This window comes from Pseudoxanthomonas indica, from assembly GCF_900167565.1.
Classification (GTDB): Bacteria; Pseudomonadota; Gammaproteobacteria; order Xanthomonadales; family Xanthomonadaceae; genus Pseudoxanthomonas_A; species Pseudoxanthomonas_A indica.
This window is the reverse complement of sequence record NZ_FUZV01000001.1, coordinates 776,442-793,879: the sequence shown is the minus strand read 5'-3', so window position 1 is coordinate 793,879 and position 17,438 is coordinate 776,442. Positions and strand designations below refer to the sequence as shown.

Sequence of the window (17,438 nt, the reverse complement as noted above, 5' to 3'; positions counted from 1 at the left end):
CTAGTGTGAAGTGGGGCAAGCGAAGTCGTGAAGCCGAGCGATACGGCAGGCCAGATCCAGGGCTTTTTGCACGACCTGGAGCTCCCGGGGGCGAACGAAGCTACGCGCGTCGGCCCCGGCGAGGCGTGAAGGCGGAGGACCGGACGCGGCTGCGAGCTCAGGCGGAAAGCTTGGAGCGCTTGGGCAGCTGGGCCTTCAGGAAAGCCATCTGATCCGCGAGGATGTTGCGGTTGGACAGGATCAGGTGCTCGATCCAGCTGGGCCGGTAGGGCACCGCCAACAGCGGCATGTTGGCCTGCTGCGGGGTCCGGTTGCTCTTGCGCGAATTGCAGTGGAAGCAGGCGGAGACCACGTTTTCCCAAGTATCGCGGCCACCCTTGGACAGCGGCAGCACGTGATCGCGGGTCAGATGCTGGCGGCCGAAGTCCTGCCCGCAGTACAGGCACAGGTAGGCGTCGCGTGCGAACAACGCCGTGTTGGTCAGAGTCGGCGTGGGCGACAGCGCATGTGCGCGCGCATGCCCACGCGAGGCCACGATGGGATGAAGCTCGATGACGCTTTGCTCGCCGGTCGTGCGGCAGGTGCCGCCATGGACACGCAGGCAGGGTTCGCCCAGCGTCCAGGCCACGGCGCCCCGCGCGTAGAGGCAGGTGGCGTCCTGCCAGTTGATCCAGTCCAGCACCCGGCCATGCGCATCCAGCGACAGCAGGCGCGGGGTAAAGCGGATGGGGGCTTGGGATGCGACGACGAACCGGTCCGTATCGTTGCCGGCGTCCACCAGGTGAAGCTGAGCTCTGTCTGCTTCCATGGGGTATCAGGTTATACCTGATTGATGACAATTTGGATAGCTTGAGGCCGCTATCAGGCATCAACGCGCCACCTGCGAGGTCGACGCGCCTTCCCCGTCGCAGGGAAGGCGCATCCACACCTCGCTCAGGTTCCGAAGCGTTCGTCCGCCATGCTCATCAATGAGGCAGCGCCACTGCGGATGGCGGCCGCATGCGCCAGTGTGCGCGGCAGCAGGCGAGCGAAATAGAACTGCGCGGTCTCGCGCTTGGATTGCTTGAAGCTTTCGCTGTGCGATGAAGCTTCGGCGCTGACCACGCTGCGCGCCCACCAGTAGGCCAAGGCCACATAGCCCGAGTAGAAGAGATAGTCGTAACTGGCTGCGCCGATTTCCTCGGGATCCTGGCTCGCGCGCTGCAGGATCTCGCGGGTGAGCTGGGCCCATTCGGCGGTCTTCTCGCGCAGCGGAGCGACGAATTCGGCCAGCGCCGCATTGTCCTGGTGGGCTTGCAGGAAGGCCTCGATTTCCGCCAGGAACAACTTCAGGCCCGCCGCCTGCGTGCCGGCGGTCTTGCGGCCCATCAGATCCAGCGCCTGGATGCCGGTGGTGCCTTCATAGAGCGTGGTAATGCGCGCGTCGCGCGCCAGTTGCTCCATGCCGTGCTCATGGATGTAGCCATGACCACCGAAGCACTGCAGGGCGTTGTAGGTGTTCTCGATGCTCCATTCGGTCTGGCAGGCCTTGGAAATCGGCGTCAGGAAGCTCACCAGCGTATCGGCGCGCTCGCGTTCGCCAGCATCGTCAGCGTGGCCGGCAACGTCGATCAGCGTGCCGGCGTGCAGGGCCAGCAGGCGGCTGCCTTCGGTCAGTGCTTTGACGGTAAGCAGCATGCGCCGCACGTCCGGATGGACAAGGATCGGATCCGCAGGCTTGTCCGGGACCTTGGGGCCACTCAGCGAGCGCGTCTGCAAGCGCTCGCGCGCGTAGCGCAGTGCGTTCTGGTAGGCACGCTCGCTCAATGCGATGCCTTGCAGACCCACGCCCAGGCGTGCGGTGTTCATCATGGTAAACATCGCCTGCAGGCCCTTGTGCGGCTGGCCCACCAGATAGCCCTGCGCACCATCGAAGTTCATCACGCAGGTGACCGAACCCTTGATGCCCATCTTGTGTTCGATCGAGCCGCAGTGCAGCGCGTTGCGTTCGCCCACGTTACCGTTGCGATCCAACTTGAACTTGGGCGTGACAAACAACGAGATGCCTTTCGCGCCGGCCGGCGCATCCGGCAGTTTCGCCAGCACCAGATGGACGATGTTGTCGGTGAGGTCATGCTCACCGGCGGTGATGAAGATCTTGGTGCCGGTGATCGCGTAGCTGCCGTCGGCGTTGGGTTCGGCGCGGGTCTTCAACAGGCCCAGGTCGGTGCCGCAATGGGGTTCGGTCAAGCACATGGTGCCGGTCCAGCGACCTTCCACCAATGGCTTGAGGAAGACTTCCTGCTGCCAGGCTTCGCCGTGATGCTTGAGCGCTTCAACCGCGCCATGCGACAGCAGCGGGAAGTTGCCCCAGGCCAGGTTTGCCGCGTTGACCATCTCGTTGAGCGGCACCCCCATGACGTGCGGCAGGCCCTGGCCACCGAAGTCGGGCGAGGCGGTCAGGCCGGTCCAGCCGCCGTCGATGAACTGGTCATAGGCCGCCTTGAAGCCCGGCGGTGTGGTGACGTCGTGGGTGGCCGAGTCGAGCTTGCAGCCGACCTCATCGCCCACGCTATTGAGGGGCGCGAGCACGGTTTCGGCGAAGCGGGCGGCCTCGTCCAGCACCGCATCCAGCACGTCGCGCGTGGCCTCGGAGTAACCCAGACGCTCGAACAGCGCCTCCACGTCGAGCACGTCGTACAGGGCGAAACGGATGTCGGACAAAGGGGCGCGGTAGGTGCTCATGGCAGGCTCGGCACGGCTAAGGGAGGGAACGGACTCGCAGGATACTACGGCGTATGGTGGCTGGACGAGCCGAACTCACCCGATACGCCGGCCGGGCGCCGGGAGTGATGAGGTGCATCGCATTGGTGGGTCAGCGAGGAAGCCAAACTTTCTTGGCCTTGCATGCCCACGAGGCTGGCCGAACGCCTGTGAGACGTCTCTCGGAGAGAGTCCATCGACACCCAATACGGCAGCCATTGGCAACCCCTCGGCCACGAATGGCCGCTCCTCCTGGTAACTCCCCACTTGCGCAACTCAGGCCGCAGACAGCCCAGGTCCCGACGCCGCCGCTCGGATTCGATTTCTCATTGCGGGACATTCAGTCATCGCGCGCGATCAGTTGGCGCGCGACGGCACCAGCGGTTTGCCTATTTCTAATCGTGTGGACATTGCAATTCGACTCAGAAACGGCCTTGCGTGCCCGATAGGCACGTCTTTAGGTTGCGGCGCGTCCGGATCGGTTGAAGGCGTCGCATCGCCTCATCGATGGCCGCGCGAGAGTACTTGCGTGGGCGCGACTGATCTTGGGCAACCCGAACCCAATATCGAGAAATCCATTTCATGTCCCGCAAGAAACAACAATCACGTCGAGCATTGCGTCCGCGCCTGCTGACGCATGCCATCATCCTGTCCATCGCCGGCAGTGCACCCAGCCTGGCCTTCGCGCAAGCCGCCTATACCGAGCAAGGCAAGGTCGGCAATGCCGAGAGCTGGCGCAGCGACGAGTTCAAGAAAGACTGGGGCCTGGGTGCTGTCGGCGCCGATCATGCCTACGCCCGCGGGTTGAGCGGCGCTGGCATCAACGTGGGTGTACTGGATGACGGCACCGCCGCCTGGCATTCGGAGCTTTCCGGAAAGACGCACAATCTGCTTGCGCACGACCAGGGATGCAGTTCGCCCACCACGTTCGGTGGCCCGGATGCCTGTTTCTATTCGGACGGCGGCGTTGGCTACACGTACACACGTCCGATGAATCCGGAGCAACGCGCCTTCTTCGAAGGACTGGTCAAAGAGGGCAAGATGCCGCAGAAGGACCTGGATTTCTTGCGGGCAATGGAAGGGTACGTGCAACGCATACATGGCACCCACGTGGGCGGCATTGTGGGCGCCAATCGCAATGGGTCCGGCATGCATGGCGTGGCATTTGGCTCGGAACTGTATAGCGCGGTGACTGACTCGAACCGCGTGCAGAATTTTGAAGCGCTGTGGGGTCGGCCGGGAGGCGAGATGGTGGGTACGGCAGCCAACTCCGAAACTCGTGCCGCCATCCAGAGCGATTTTGCCAAGTCCAACGTGCGGGTGGTCAACAACTCCTGGGGTATGCCGGCGGTTGCCAGGAACGCCAATGAGCTGGATGCCGCCGCAGCCACCATCAAGCAGATGGTGGACGACTACGCCGGGTGGACCCGGACCAATCGCATCATCCAGGTATGGTCCGCGGGCAACAACGCCGGCGCTGTCGCGCATGTACTTGCCGCTGTGCCCCGCTATCACAAGGACGCCGAACCGTACTGGATTGCCACGACCAATCTGACCGCGGAAAAGACAATTTCGCCTGGTTCCAACATCTGTGGTCCGAGCAAGGATTGGTGCATCTCGGCACCGGGTACCGGGATCATCTCCGCAGTGCCGGAAGGCAAGGTGGAAGGGGAAATCCTCCGGGACGCGAAGGGCAACGTGACCGGCATGAAGATCAACAGCGCCGAGCACGTAAGCGGCTACGCCAGCCACGACGGCACCTCGATGGCGGCGCCGCATGTGTCCGGAGGCCTGGCGCTGTTGATGGAGCGCTACCCGTATCTGGACAACGCACAGGTACGCGATGTGCTGTTGACCACGGCAGAGGATCTGGGCGAGGCGGGCGTGGACGAGATTTACGGTTGGGGCCTGATGGACTTGAAGAAGGCCATCGATGGTCCGAGTCAGATGCGGGTGGACAGCGAGGTCAAGATGGACCGACGCGCCGGGGGGGCGAAGGTGTGGTCGGGTGAGGCCTGGGATGACTGGCGCAATGACATCGGCGGCACCGGCAAGCTGACCAAGTCCGGCGAGGGCTGGCTACGCCTGAGTGGCAACAACAGCTTTGGTGGTGTGCTGTTGAAGGAAGGCGTGCTGGAACTGGATGGTCGCAACGCCCTGGCTTCGGCGGTGCGCGTCGACGGTGGCCATCTGCTGCTCGATGGCCAGCTGGTCAAGAGCAATCTTGAGCTGCACGGTGGCCAGGCCACGGTGCAGGGCCAGGTGGAACAGGGCCGGACCCTGGTGGGCAAGGAGGCGCGCCTGCAAGGCACGGGCACACTGGCCGACACACAGGTAGCCGGCATCATCGCTCCAGGCGTCGACGGCATTGGCACCTTGACGGTCAACGGCACCTATACCCAGCAAGCCGGCTCGGTCTACGAAGTGGATGCACAGTCCGGCGGCACGTCCGACTTGGTGGATGTGCGCGGGAAGGCTGCGCTGGAAGGCGGGCAGGTGCGGGTGAGCGGCGCCACGCTGGGCGAGCGCTATCGCATCGTGAGCGCGCAGGAGGTCAGTGGCTCGTTTGCCGGCGCGAGCACGCTCAGCAGCCAGCCGTTCCTGTCACTGAGTCTGAACCACACCCCCCGGCAGGTGAGCATTGATGTGGCGCGCGGCCAGTCGCTGGCCAGTGCGGCGTACACCTCCAATCAGCTGGGTGTGGCGATGGCGGCGGATGCGGCGTCGGACCAGGATGTGGTGTTGCAACGTCTGACCCGTTTGGATGTGCCGCAGGCGCTGTCGGCGTTCGAGCGGTTGAGCGCGGAGACCCATGCCAGCCAGCGTGCGGTGTGGCTGGAGCAGGGCCATGACCTGAACCAGGCGGCGGCGCAACGCCTGCGCAGCGTGCAGGACGCCTTCGTCCAGCAGGCCGAAGGACACAATGGCGTGTGGGTGGATGCGCACGGTCGCGGCGGTCATCTCGACGGCGACGGCAATGCCGCACGCGTCGACTACCAGGGCAGTGGCCTGACCGTCGGGTATGACCGTCGCGTGGGCGCCGACTGGACGCTGGGCGTGTTGGGCGCTACAGGCAAGGGCGAGATTAAGGTGCGTGAGCGTGGCAGCCGCAGCGAAGACCGCAGCCGCCACCTGGGCGTGTATGCGGGCAAGCAGTGGGGCGCGCTGGCGCTGCGCGGGGGCTGGCTGATGTCCGACCATCGCACCGACGCAAACCGCCAGGTGGCCTACGGCACGTTCAACGAACGCCAACAGGCGAGCTATACCAGTCACGGCCAGCAGGGCTTTGTCGAAGCCGGTTACGCGTGGCAGGTGGGCGGGCAGGTGATGCTGGAGCCGTACGCGCAGTGGTCGCATGTGCGGGTCAGCACGCCTCGGTTCCAGGAGCGGGGCGGGCTGACTGCATTGCAGGTGGACGCCGGTCACAGCCAGGTGGACTTTGCCACGGCCGGTCTGCGAATGGCGGCGGACCTGGCGACCGGCGGAGGCCAGGACTGGTTGCAACTGGGCGGCGGGGTGGCTTATCGCCACGCGCAGGGCGACCTGCGTTCCATCGCCACGGCGTCCTGGCAGGGCGGGGCGGACTTCTCCAGCTGGTCGGCGCCGCTGGCCGAAAAGGCCACCTTGTTGAACCTCACGCTGGGCGCTCGACTGAGTCCGCATACCCTGCTGCAACTGGGCTATGACGGTCAGTTTGCTGCCGACGCACATGACCATGCAGTCAACGCGCGATTCTCGCTGCAGTTCTGAATGTTGAACCAGAGCGTGCGTGCCGTCGGGTCACCGAACGGCACGCACGCTCTTCTGTGCTATCGAAGAACGCCGTCCAGGCCCGGTACCGGGCTGAGCGTGTTCTTCCCCTCCACCTTGAATTCTCGAAGCTTGCCTTCTTCCGGCGTGGCGGAGATCGTCCCCTCCAGCGAATACGGCAGCGACCTCCGCGATGCCAGTACGTCGGCAAGTACCATACGGGCACTGGAATCGGGCTGGAACGGTACGGTCACCACGTCAGCCGATTCCGGGCCCACGGAAAGCGCAGGCGTGGCATTGAGCGAGCCGGCGGCCTCACCATCCACCGCCAGCGTCAGCTGAGCACGTTCAAAGCGCATGGGGATGCTGCTGTAGTTCTGCAGGCGCAGATCGATTGACCAGCTGCCGTTGGCGTGGACGGTCAACTGCTGGATGCTGGCGGCAGGTTCGGACACGCGTCGAACCGGGCCGCTGCTGCAAGCGACCAGCAACGCCGAGCCGAGAAGTCCAAGTGCCAGTAAACCGCTACGCGTCATCGTGCCGCTCCGGATCCAGGAAAGCGGCAAGCATAGTACGAACAAGCGGCAAGTCGCAGCAGGTGCGCAGTGGCGTCAGGGCTGGCCGGACGCGCTGTCCTGACCATCCGTCGAGACATGCCGACGGGCAAACCAGGCCGCATACGGTGTGTTCTTGATCAACCTTCTATTGAAGTCGGGCGCGCCGTCATCCCACCAGACCGGTCCACGTTCGCCCAATGCGATCTTGGTGCGGTTCACCGCAGCGCGCGCGCTGGACAGGCTGGCTTGATCGTCCCGGCGCATCGCCAGACCAACCGCGCGCCGTGCCTCCATCAGGGCCTGGGTCAAAGCTTGCTTCTGCTCGGGATCCAAATGCGGATTGGCCGCACGCCACAAGCGGCCGCGCACAATGATGTAACGTCCATCCGGTGTCGTAAGCACGTTCATTGCACCCCCTGATGAGGCACACAAAAACGCAGTTCGCGTCGTAGCAGCGTGAGTGCATTGATGGTCGCGATCGGCAGGCGCCCGCTACGGCATTGGCAGGGCCCACCTGGCCGACTAACATCCCGCGCATGCCCGGCCCCGGACGCCGGATGGATGAGGCTGGCGATGAGGGGATGGACGAAAGTCAGTGCGATCCTGCTGCTGGCGGGCGCTGCCATCGCCGTGGCGGCGATGGTGCGGGGAGCCGGTGGCTTCAGCTGGAACTGGTTCTATCCCTGGGTGCTGCTGCCCTATGTGCTGATGTTTGCCTGTGTATGCTCGTCGCGGCATCCCTCGCGCGCACGTACCCGGGCTGGCGTGATCGCCTCGTTGCTGGTGCTCGCATTCAGCGCATGGTTCTACATCAATGCGATGTGGTTGTCGTCATCGTCGACCGCTGCATTGGTCTTCGTTTTCGCACCCGCCTGGTTGACGCTGGGAGGACTGGTGATCTGGGGATTGGCCTGGTGGCTCGGAACCCTGTGGAATCCACGCGGCCCATCTACGCCCTGACTTCGCGCATTTCCGCCATCCGCGGGTAGGGCCAAAGGCCAATTGTCGCTGTCAGCGGCGTGCGCGACTGTACCGGAGCCCATACTGGTGCGCGCAGGAACCCAACCATGAAATGGCTACTGGTATTGGTGCCGCTGGCCATCGTGCTGGAGCATCTGGCTCCCGGCAACGACCTGTTGATCTTTGCGGTTGCGGCGTTGGGTATCGTGCCGCTGGCGTCGATCATGGCGCAGGCCACCGGCGTGCTGGCCACGCGCCTGGGCGCAGGCCTGGGTGGCTTGCTCAACGCCACTTTCGGCAATGCCGCTGAACTGATCATCGCCCTGGCGGCGCTGCGCAGCGGCTTGCATGAAATGGTCAAGGCCTCGCTGGCCGGCACCATCATCGGCAATGTGCTGTTCGTGCTGGGTGTGGCCATGGTGCTGGGCGGAAGCAAGCATGGCGATCAGCGTTACGACGCGCGTGCCGCGCGTACCCAGGCGACCATGCTGACTCTGGCGGTCATCGCGCTGATTCTGCCAGCGGCGTATTTGAGCATCGTGCCCAAGGCCGAGGGCCAGATGAACTCCATCAGTGCGCTGATCGCCTGCATCATGTTGGCGGTGTATCTGGCCAACGTGGCGTTTGCGCTGGTCAGGAGTGGCGCCGATGTCAGCGCCCAGGCAGCCGATGCCGGCCATGGCCATGTCCACGCGGGGCCGGCGTGGACCCCGCGCAAGGCGCTGCTGGTGTTGTTCGCGGTCACTGCCGGCATCGTCTGGTTGAGCGAGATTCTGGTCGGCACCGTGGAAGCGGCAAGCGAAGCGATGGGCTTCTCCGACGCCTTTACCGGCGTGTTCGTGCTGGCCGTCATCGGCGGTGCGGCCGAGCAAGCCACCGCGATAGTCGCTGCGCGCCAGAACCGCATGGACTTGTCGATGTCGATCACCTTGGGCGCGAGCGTGCAGCTGGCGCTGCTGGTGGCGCCCTTGCTGGTCTTGCTGAGCTACTGGATCGGTCCGCATCCGATGGGACTGGTGTTTGGTCCCGGGCTGGTCCTGACAATCCTGTTCGCGGTGATGATTGCCGGCCAGGTGGCCAGCGATGGTCGCGCGGATTGGCTGCGAGGGGTGCAGTTGCTGGCCGTGTATTTGATCCTGGCGGCGGTGTTCTTCTTCGTGCCGGATGCGGTGGCGTAATCCTGGGGCAGCTCGAGCAACCCTGCGTCGGCACGACGCCTTCCGACCCGACAGCATGCGAAAACAGCCGCTGCGCCATCACGCGAACAAAAAGGGCCTGCATCTCTGCAGACCCTTGATATTCGTGGTGGCCGGGGAGGGAATCGAACCCCCGACACAGGGATTTTCAATCCCTATTCATCTATCCATCGGCGTCCATGCACGTCTGACCCACAGGGATAGTTGACGAAAGGCCTTGATTTTGCGGATTGAGGCGTCTATTTTCGTCTGGAAGGGTCCAGCCCGTAACGGGCACCAAACGGGCACCGGCCGATGCAGGGGGCGAAGTGGCAGACGCAACAGGCACGAAGAAGGGCGCGCTGACCGTAAAGGGCATTGCTGCCTTGGCCGCGGGTGAATGGGCGGCTGATCCGGCTGCCCGAGGTGCTGGCCGACTCCAGGTCCGTAAGCTATCTAGTGGCCAATCGGCCTTCTATTACCGCTATACCGCCCCTGACGGTGAGAGAGTCCGTTTGCCGCTGGGTACCGACTTGTCGTTGGCTGATGCCCGCACACGCGCCGCTGAGCTTTCCAGGCGCTACCAAGACGGTGAGCGCGACCTTCGCGGTGCACTGGACCGCCAGGAGCGCGAACAGGAGCGCCTAAGGGTCGCCACGGAGCAGGCTGCCCTTGAGGAGCAGGCTCGTTCCCGTGCGACGCTTGGTGCGCTACTGGAGGCCTACGTGGCAGATCTGAGGAGGGGTGGAAAGGTCAGCGCCCGGGCAGTAGAGCGTTCCCTGGAGCGCAACCTCAAGGAGGCCATGCCCGAGCTGTGGGCCAAGCGGGCAGCGGACGCCACCGATGACGACCTTCTGGCCGTGGTGGCTCGCCTGGCTGACGGCGACAAGCTTCGCGAGGCTGCAAAGGTCCGTTCGTACCTTCGGGCAGCGTTCGCTGCAGCTTTGAAGGCCCGGCACAACGCGCGTGCCCTGCCTGCGCTCAGGGAACTCGGCATCCGCCACAACCCCGCGGTAGATCTCGTGCCAGTAGATGGCGCGGCGGATGCCGGGGAGCGTGCTTTGTCGGTAGGCGAACTGAGGGCCTACTGGCGCCGCATCGCAGGCCTTGAGGGGCCAGAGGGTGCCGTACTGAGGTTTCACCTGCTGACCGGCGCGCAGAGACTGGCTCAATTGGCCAGGCTGGTTAAGCAGGACTATGACTCCGATTCTCGAACCGTCCGCCTTCGCGATAGCAAAGGGCGTCGCCGCGTGCCTAGGCAGCATGTGGTTCCCCTAATACCCGCCGCGGTAGAAGCGCTGCAGGAAATGGGGGGCGGCAAGGCTGGCCCGCATCTTTTCACCCTCACTGCTGGGTTAGCACCGGCCGACTATTCGTCGCTCCGGCATCGACTCATGCCGGTCATGGCCGCGATGCAAGAGGCCGGTGAGCTGGAGAGCGGCCCTTTTACACTTGGCGACATCAGGCGAACCGTCGAAACCCGACTGGCAGCAGCTGGCTTAAGCCTGGAGGTCCGCGGCCAGTTGCAGTCCCATGGTCTAGGCGGGGTGCAGTCCAAGCACTACGACCGGCATAACTACCTCAACGAGAAGCGCGAAGCGCTTGAGACGCTGTACAAAATCACCACGGGGGAGTCGGCCAGCATCACAGCCATCCGAAAGAAGCGAGTAGCGAAGTAACGCGCCCGAACCGGCGCTTGGCCAATTGGCGTAGAACAGGAGGAAAGGAAAACTACAGAAGCAACGCCGCAATAGAAGCGGCGGAACCGGGTGCGCTAACACCCGGCCCGCCTACCACAACCGACTATCTAGGAGTCAGTCATGGCAACCCGGAATTCTACGGGTAATCGCTTGGCGCGGGCATTCTTGCGCCTCAACAAGGCAACACAACGCGCCCTGCGCCGCACGCAGGCCAACTTTAGCCAGGCGAACGCCTGGCTCGCGGCAGACGGCGACCAAAACCTGGTCCGCTGCATCGTCGCTCTTTCCATCATCGGCTTCGTCCTGGGCCTGCTTGCTGCCCACGTCGACCCGTTGCATCCCCTGAATCTGTCTTTGGCGGGGGTGCCCAATGTCCGCTAACACCTCTCCCACCACACCCGCGCAGGCAGGCATTGCCGATGCCCAGCGCTGGCTGTCCATCGTGGACAAGATCGCCGATACCATCTCACCCGCGCCGCTCGCCACGGTGCAACTGATGGGCCATGCAAACCGCCTCAAGGATGCAACGAGCGCACTCCGCGAAATCCTGGGCGCCGGCCAGTCCAATCCGAACGAACAGCAGATCCTCAGCGTGCAATGCCAGCTCTCGGACATCGAGGCCCAAGCGCGTGTCCTTCGCATAGCCGCAGAAAGCGAAAACCTCGATCAGGACGATGCCGCCACCATCGCCCGGATGATTGAGCGGTTCGCGCTGTGCGCCAACAACGAACTGCACCAGCTGTCGCAGGGCAGCGCGGAGGTGGTCCGTGGGTAACGTCCTGAGTTTCCCAGCTCGCTTGGCAGAAACGCGAGTCACCGCGCCGGCCGTGTGGCAGGAGGAGTCGCCTGCTGGAACTTGGCCGGATGCGGTGCTGAATCGCCTCGTGACCGACCTGGAGAAGGACCGCGGTCTCGACGCGACCTATCGCTCGCTTCGTCGGCAGCTGGACCGCCAAGGCTTCGTCGCGGAATGGATCGACAACTACCTGCGCGTGACGTGCGGGGTCGCATCCGTGCAGTACATGCGCGGCGACGACTACAAGAAAGTCATCCCACACCTGCGGCGCATCGTGGAGGACGCCAAATCGCTGCAGTCCGACATTCAGGTCATTGGCAACCGCCTGCGCGCCGCGTTCTCTCGCTACGTCATCGGAGCGGGTACACCCTGGACGCCTACCATCCAGAAACGGCTGGGCCGGCGATTCGACAAAAGGGTCGAGCGGCTGGACTGGAACGCCATCAAGGCCGAAATCGGTGGCGTGGTGGATGAGGTGTGCGACGAGACGGCATCCCCTTTGGAGCACGAGAGCGACGCCCTATCCGAACTCATCGCGGCGCGAATCAGGCAGAAGATCCGGGACTGGGAGGCCGCATCAGGTCAGCCCGACGAGGAGGCGCTACTACTGCAACGCCTCAGCACCCTGGCGACACGAGAGGGCGGGCTAAAGGCATCGACGGTGCAAGGGCTGCGCGATCTGTCCAAGCACAAGGAGGTGCGCCATGTTTGACCTTGCCACCATCAGCCGGCCCAACGCAAACCAGTTCCTCCGTGAGGAACTGGCCGAGATGCTGGCCGAGAGCGGTCTTCCAACAGTAGAGGAGGCCGAAGCCGCCCTGCGCTGCATAGCCGATGTGCAGGCAGTCGCCGCTTCGCTTGTCCGCTCCCGGGACGCCAACGCCGCCCAGCTCCATCACCACGCCCAACAACTCACCCAGGCTGCAGCTGTGCTGCGCCGCTTCGTGGAGCGCACCTGATGACAAGGCCCTATGACATTCCCATGCTCACCATCGCAAAGGCCGGCGCCACTGCCGCGTTGATGCCCGCGGCCCGGATGCGGGAGGCGGTGCGCGGCTGCATTGGCCAGCTGCATCTGATGGCGGAATTGTTCTCCCACGGTGGGCAGCGAAACACCGATAAGCTGCACCAGCATGCGACCCAGCTGTACGCCATCGCGGCCGAGCTTGAACAGCTGACCGAGCGGATGCCTGTACCCGTCTCCATCCCGTCCGCGCCCGTGTGGGCCTACTCCGACCGGCTGTGTTTCGTGGCCCAGGTCCGGGGCGATGACCTGACGGCCGACGAGTGCCGCGAGCATGCGGCCACGCTACTGGAATACGGGCAAGCAGCGATCCGCTGCGCTGCCGGCAGGGGACAGCACGAGTGCGACCCTGTCGACACCATGACCAACGCCATCAACGGTGCCGACTTCCTGCTTCAGATTGCCCACTCGCTCAACGTGGCAGCTGAGCGGATGGCAGGTGGTTCGGTAGACGCTCCTGTAGACACCCAAACGTCTACCGACACATCTACACGGGATGGGGCGGACGACAAAGTCACCCCCAGGGCGGCCGATAGGGCAGCTCCGAAGCAGACGGAGGCGGCCTGATATGGAAAACAACGCCATCACCAGCCTAGTCGTGGACGAGCGTGCCAGCCTCGTGGATCTCGTCCAGCAGGCGCACGACATCGTGCAGAGCGTCACCCAGGTGCTTGCCGACCATGCGGAACATGGACAGGGCGTGGAAGTGCAGCGCGCACTGTTCGGTGGCCTGTACTTGGCCGAGCAGGCACAGAAGCTGCTGGAGCGCGCCACGGTGTTGACGCCACCTAGCCAAGAAACGACGGGAGCCCAGTCATGACACAGCGCCAGATGGACGCACCCCAGCCGTTGCCACGCTGCAAGCTGGGTCACCCTGTTCGTTACATGTTCGACGCGCGCTGCGCGAAGGCCGGCGGGGGCCATTTCATCGAATGTCGGTGCTGCTCAACCCGGAAGCACCCGTCATTCGCCTTGGCCCTGCAGGACTGGCGCCGAATGCACGGGCTCCGCACGCCTAGGGTGATGCCGACCCAGCCCGGGCAGCGAGCGCTATTTCCCGTCCCATCCCGTGCCGCCTGATGCTCCACGGTGCATGCGATGTTCCACGGGAAACCTATATGTTGTGGGTTACGGAAGCGTACAAGGCCGTCCAGCCCAATATATGGTGGTTCAGTGTTGACACACCCCACGCCCGGTGGCACAACTGCGCTCCGGGCCGGGAATCAGTTGGCGAGACTGACCTAACCGACGATCTACTCCGCACAACCCGCCTAGCTCGACGGAGCGAAAAGCCGGCCACCTACCGGCCTGGCGGGAATCTCACTAGGCTTGGCGCGAGGGCGCGAGATGGACAAAACAAAGGCTCTGCAGAACTACAATCCCGACGAGGCTCTGCTATCTGAAGTAAGTGCCCGTATCAGGGAGGTCGAGCGTATCGCGCTGGCCAAACCCGCTGTTTCCAAGATTTCTGCACTTTTTGACCAACGCACAGTTGAGGCTGCCCAGCGCCATGAAGCGCGGATCGCTCACCTTGCCGAGAAACTCGGCATAGACAAGACAGGTGCGCGACTTACAGCTCGGGCATTGGATTCGCTGGACTCGCTCGCCCTGGAAATCGCAGACAAGCTGGAATGGGATCATGAAGGTGATGCTTTCCAGAAGGCGACGGAGGCTGCGGTTCCTGACGACTGGTCGCCCGAAGGGATGGCTGCACGATTCTTCAATCCCGACTATGAACTTGCCAGCGCCTACCTGCAGGTCCGAAAAATCACGGAATCGGTGGAGCGAGGCGATCTTTTGTGGGCGATTGGTGACCTCGCGGATGTGGCGCGCCGCACACTGGGGGACGACAGTCACAGAGAGTTGTCAGCCACGAATAGCGCTAACGCGAAATCTGGTTGGTCATGGCTTGACGAGGTAGCACAGGTTGCGGTCGACAGACGCAAGGCTGACCTAAAAGATGACCCAGTCAAGTACAAGGCGCGCGCAGCAAGCGTCCGCAAGATGCTGCCTGAGATCAGGGCCCTCTATGACGAGAAAGGGCGGGCCAGGAATGTTCGACTACACAAAGACGAACATCAAGCCTGCCGAACAATCGATGGTTGGCTGGTAGCTGCCGGGATTCGCTAACTCCCCAACTACGTATGCGGGCATACGTAGTACGCATGCGCGCCTACGTACTGCGAATGCGCGCATTCGTTCTATAAGTCACTTCGCTCCATCAATACGCTTCATTTAAGCCGCACAACGGCGTTAAACGGAGCAGCAAAGTGGCAGGGAATTTACTGACAGTCGCCCAGCTGGCAAAGAACAGTGCCTTCACCGAGGGCCAGTGCCGGGGCTGGATACAGAACGCAGGACGGAACGGACTCGCTCACGCAATCGAGCGTGTTGGCAGTCGCGTTCTGATTGATATGGAAAAGTTCACGGAATGGCGCCGGCAGCAAGACGCCAACCGCCGTCCAGGCGGTGACGCTTGAACGCCGCTGCGAACTCCGGCCTTCTGCGTCTTTCGCAGATCGTCAACCAACCCGCCAAGGGAACCCGACCAGCACGCGCTGGCATCGTCCCAGTAAGTGCCGCCACGTGGTGGCAGTGGGTCAAGGCGGGCAGGGCGCCTGCTGCGATCAAGCTCAGCCCCGGTGTGACCGTGTGGCGCGAGGCTGATGTGCGTGCGCTGATCGACCACGCCGCGGCCAATGTCGACCATGCCCAAGGTGCCGCATGACTGCGCCGCTCCCTGACTTCATCCGCCTTCGCGAGCTGGTCAACCACCCGGCGCGCAACGGCAAGCCGGCAACCAAGGGCATCGTGCCGATGGCACAGAGCGCCTGGCTGCGTGGCGTTGCCCGGAACGAGTACCCGGCCCCGGTAAAGCTCGGCCCAGGTATCACGGCTTGGCGTGGCCAGGACATCCAGGCATTGCTGGACCGCTGGAGCGGGAAAGGCGGTGGCGAATGACCCGTCGCAAGTCCACCACCGCGAGCACCCCTCAGCGCCTCAGCACGAGCCGCCGACCCCGCAGCAGCACCACCCTCGCGGGCGGGTGTCTGCGCGCGTCTCCTGGGCCAAATGAGGGCTTGGGCTTCGGGGTTTCTCCCACGGCTATCTGGAATCTGCGCCTATACCTTTATCCGGCGCGGGGGTATGTCACCGACCCGAAAGCCGGAAAAGTCTACGGCCGGCTGGGGAAGGAAGTTGGCGGAGTCGGCCCTGACGGCTACATGCGTACCGGAAGGGTGCAACCCGGGGATGAGCAGTACATCCATCGTTTCATCTGGTCATCAGTACACGGTGACATACCGCCCGGCATGTGCATCGACCACAAGAACGGACAGCGGGCGGACAACCGTATCGCGAACTTACGTTTGGTCACTCCAGCGCAGAACGCGCACTACGCGTGCCTTCGTGGATCCATTGCGACAGGAGAGGACAAGCCGAACGCCGTACTGACCGCAAAGCTCGTCCAGTCGATCCGCGCGAGCCAGAAATCCAACAAGGACTGGGCTACCGAGTTGGGCGTGGCTGCCACGACAGTTCGAGACGCTCGTTCTGGCAAGAGCTGGCGGCACGTCAGGCCGTGTCCACGAATGCGCGCCAAAAGGCGACCACGTTCCAGATAAGCGAAACCCCAAGCGTTGGCGCGCTCGGGGTCTCTGAATGCAATCGGCGAAGAATGCGGGGTCAGTCTAGCGCCGGCCCCTAGAAGGCACAAGGAATGGCTGACAACAAGCAATGGAGCAGGCAAAGGGGGCGAAGCCCAGGTGCCTCGTTCGTGTCGATTCCACATTTCGTCATGGAGTCGACGCAGTACGGCGAGATTGACGCGTTTGCATTGAAGCTCCTCCACGAGCTGGTACGGCAGTACCGAGGGAGCAACAACGGGAACCTTTGCGCTGTCCAGAGCGAACTAGCTCTCCGCTCCCACACTTGGCGGAGCAAGGACGTGCTGAGTCGAAAGCTGGCCTACCTCGAATCCCAAGGCTGGATCATCAAGACGCGGCAAGGGTCGAAACTGGACGGCTGCAATCTGTATGCGGTGACTTGGTGGCCAGTGGACGCGGCGCCCGGGAAGCACCCCTTTCCGCAAGAGCGGAAGCCATCCCACGCATGGAAAAACGCTGACCGTAGTCCGTCTGACGGACCGCGTAAGTCCGCCTGACGGACAGCAAAGGCTCTCGCTCCCCGTATGACGGACGGAAGCCCAACTAAAAAACAAGGAGTTACAAACAGATGAGCGTCGTTTTGCAGTCCGTCAAACGGACCCCCTTATACAATCTAGCCATAGGCGGATCTTTCTCGGGTCTTGATTGCAGCTCTGGATGTGCTGTCTTAAGCGGCGCTTTCCAGAACGAGCCCTCCTACGATGGCGTCGACGAGGTGGGCCAATGACCCACCCACACGTGCCGACCGGCGAAGGCTGGTCTGACCTAGCACCCACTCAACCGGGCAACTACCACTTCACGAGCGCCGAGACAGATGGCGATTGGGAAGTCCTGCGCGTGGACACCTGGCTCGCCTTCCGCTGGCGCGATGACCGAGCCTGGGCCGGCGATCCGTGGGGCCGTCGCATTGGCCTGCACATGGATTGTCCGCACGTAGGCATGACAGCGGTGACGGACTACCACAACGGCTTGACCGAGCCGCGATGGCGCTGGCTGGGAAACCCAATCGGTAACCGAAACGAAACCCAACGAGAACCCAGTTGGTTTTCAGATGCACTGGGCTGAGGTC

The 17,438-nt window shown here is 63.5% G+C and carries 19 protein-coding genes; 15 read left to right on the top strand and 4 right to left on the bottom strand.

The window, feature by feature from the left end; translation table 11 throughout:
- Nucleotides 1-157: 157 nt before the first annotated feature.
- Nucleotides 158-808, bottom strand: a complete 651-nt coding sequence (locus B5X78_RS03815; protein WP_079723139.1) for an HNH endonuclease — start codon at nt 806-808, stop codon at nt 158-160.
- 125 nt (nt 809-933) lie between these two features.
- Nucleotides 934-2,724, bottom strand: a complete 1,791-nt coding sequence (locus B5X78_RS03810) for an acyl-CoA dehydrogenase C-terminal domain-containing protein (protein ID WP_079723138.1) — start codon at nt 2,722-2,724, stop codon at nt 934-936.
- A gap of 600 nt (nt 2,725-3,324) precedes the next feature.
- Between B5X78_RS03810 and B5X78_RS03805 the strand changes: the two genes are divergently transcribed.
- Nucleotides 3,325-6,492: an autotransporter domain-containing protein gene (locus B5X78_RS03805; protein WP_079723137.1), complete on the top strand. Its 3,168-nt coding sequence runs from the start codon at nt 3,325-3,327 to the stop codon at nt 6,490-6,492.
- A gap of 59 nt (nt 6,493-6,551) precedes the next feature.
- Here B5X78_RS03805 and B5X78_RS03800 read toward each other — a convergent pair whose 3' ends face one another.
- Both B5X78_RS03800 and B5X78_RS03795 read right to left on the bottom strand, forming a co-directional pair.
- Complete coding sequence (locus B5X78_RS03800) at nt 6,552-7,028, bottom strand: LEA/WHy family protein (RefSeq protein WP_079723136.1); 477 nt, start codon at nt 7,026-7,028, stop codon at nt 6,552-6,554.
- Between the two features lie 75 nt (nt 7,029-7,103).
- Entirely contained in the window at nt 7,104-7,457 is a 354-nt protein-coding gene (locus tag B5X78_RS03795; protein ID WP_079723135.1) for a hypothetical protein, read from the bottom strand.
- 165 nt (nt 7,458-7,622) lie between these two features.
- Between B5X78_RS03795 and B5X78_RS03790 the strand changes: the two genes are divergently transcribed.
- The 14 genes from B5X78_RS03790 (at nt 7,623) to B5X78_RS18345 (ending at nt 17,434) form a co-directional block, all read left to right on the top strand.
- Nucleotides 7,623-8,009, top strand: a complete 387-nt coding sequence (locus tag B5X78_RS03790) for a hypothetical protein (RefSeq protein ID WP_079723134.1) — start codon at nt 7,623-7,625, stop codon at nt 8,007-8,009.
- 107 nt (nt 8,010-8,116) lie between these two features.
- The gene (cax, locus tag B5X78_RS03785; protein WP_079723133.1) at nt 8,117-9,187 is read left to right on the top strand and encodes a calcium/proton exchanger; all 1,071 of its coding nucleotides are present in this window, start codon (nt 8,117-8,119) and stop codon (nt 9,185-9,187) included.
- Nucleotides 9,188-9,513: 326 nt separating this feature from the next.
- Nucleotides 9,514-10,863 carry a site-specific integrase gene (locus B5X78_RS03775; protein ID WP_079723132.1) on the top strand — a complete coding sequence of 450 codons (1,350 nt, stop codon included), beginning with the start codon at nt 9,514-9,516 and terminating at the stop codon, nt 10,861-10,863.
- A 141-nt stretch (nt 10,864-11,004) separates the two neighbouring features.
- Nucleotides 11,005-11,265, top strand: a complete 261-nt coding sequence (locus B5X78_RS03770) for a hypothetical protein (protein WP_139381389.1) — start codon at nt 11,005-11,007, stop codon at nt 11,263-11,265.
- Nucleotides 11,255-11,659 (top strand): hypothetical protein, encoded by a 405-nt coding sequence (locus tag B5X78_RS03765; RefSeq protein ID WP_079723130.1) that lies wholly within the window; start codon nt 11,255-11,257, stop codon nt 11,657-11,659. The genes B5X78_RS03770 and B5X78_RS03765 overlap by 11 nt, the downstream gene beginning before the upstream one ends.
- Nucleotides 11,652-12,392, top strand: a complete 741-nt coding sequence (locus B5X78_RS03760; RefSeq protein ID WP_139381387.1) for a hypothetical protein — start codon at nt 11,652-11,654, stop codon at nt 12,390-12,392. The genes B5X78_RS03765 and B5X78_RS03760 overlap by 8 nt, the downstream gene beginning before the upstream one ends.
- Nucleotides 12,385-12,639, top strand: coding sequence for a hypothetical protein (locus B5X78_RS03755; protein WP_079723128.1), 255 nt, complete (start codon nt 12,385-12,387; stop codon nt 12,637-12,639). The genes B5X78_RS03760 and B5X78_RS03755 overlap by 8 nt, the downstream gene beginning before the upstream one ends.
- Complete coding sequence (locus B5X78_RS03750) at nt 12,639-13,271, top strand: hypothetical protein (RefSeq protein ID WP_139381386.1); 633 nt, start codon at nt 12,639-12,641, stop codon at nt 13,269-13,271. The genes B5X78_RS03755 and B5X78_RS03750 overlap by 1 nt, the downstream gene beginning before the upstream one ends.
- Nucleotide 13,272: 1 nt before the next feature.
- Nucleotides 13,273-13,524: a hypothetical protein gene (locus B5X78_RS03745; protein ID WP_079723126.1), complete on the top strand. Its 252-nt coding sequence runs from the start codon at nt 13,273-13,275 to the stop codon at nt 13,522-13,524.
- Nucleotides 13,525-14,051: 527 nt separating this feature from the next.
- A complete protein-coding gene (locus B5X78_RS03735; RefSeq protein ID WP_079723124.1) occupies nt 14,052-14,834 on the top strand; it encodes a hypothetical protein in 783 nt (260 codons plus the stop codon).
- Nucleotides 14,835-15,180: 346 nt separating this feature from the next.
- Nucleotides 15,181-15,432, top strand: coding sequence for a helix-turn-helix transcriptional regulator (locus B5X78_RS03725; RefSeq protein WP_217698634.1), 252 nt, complete (start codon nt 15,181-15,183; stop codon nt 15,430-15,432).
- Nucleotides 15,429-15,665 carry a helix-turn-helix transcriptional regulator gene (locus tag B5X78_RS03720; protein ID WP_139381385.1) on the top strand — a complete coding sequence of 79 codons (237 nt, stop codon included), beginning with the start codon at nt 15,429-15,431 and terminating at the stop codon, nt 15,663-15,665. The genes B5X78_RS03725 and B5X78_RS03720 overlap by 4 nt, the downstream gene beginning before the upstream one ends.
- Nucleotides 15,662-16,327, top strand: a complete 666-nt coding sequence (locus B5X78_RS18855; protein ID WP_079723122.1) for an HNH endonuclease signature motif containing protein — start codon at nt 15,662-15,664, stop codon at nt 16,325-16,327. The genes B5X78_RS03720 and B5X78_RS18855 overlap by 4 nt, the downstream gene beginning before the upstream one ends.
- Nucleotides 16,328-17,092: 765 nt before the next feature.
- Nucleotides 17,093-17,434 (top strand): hypothetical protein, encoded by a 342-nt coding sequence (locus B5X78_RS18345; protein ID WP_139381384.1) that lies wholly within the window; start codon nt 17,093-17,095, stop codon nt 17,432-17,434.
- Nucleotides 17,435-17,438: the final 4 nt, after the last annotated feature.